We start from the raw sequence: 281 nt of genomic DNA, 5'->3' as shown, positions 1-281 counted from the left end.
CCAGATCCAACACCGAACCCTGGTCCTGAAGATACCGTGTTTGCGGTGATCGACAGCAATGGTCCGGTAACGGAAGGTGCAGATTCTGTCTTTACCGTATCGCTGTTTGATGTAAACGGTAACCCTGTGACTGTTACCTCCGATATGGAAGTGAACGTAGTGTTCGCAAACGGTACCGCGGAAGACGGTGACTACACTGCAACTGCACAGACCGTGACCATCACCAATGGCAACAGCCAGACCACAGTAACGGTTCCAACCGCGCAAGACGCTGACTTTGA

Annotated in this window: 1 protein-coding gene; it reads left to right on the top strand. The window is 52.3% G+C overall.

Translation table 11 applies throughout. The features are described from left to right. Positions 1-281: hypothetical protein (locus Q1A41_RS20270; protein WP_299982982.1), on the top strand; the 281-nt coding region annotated here is incomplete at both ends.

This window comes from uncultured Pseudoteredinibacter sp., from assembly GCF_947502065.1.
In the GTDB taxonomy this organism is placed as follows: domain Bacteria; phylum Pseudomonadota; class Gammaproteobacteria; order Pseudomonadales; family Cellvibrionaceae; genus Pseudoteredinibacter.
Note: the sequence above shows the minus strand (reverse complement) of the source record. Positions and strands in the feature narration are given on the sequence as shown.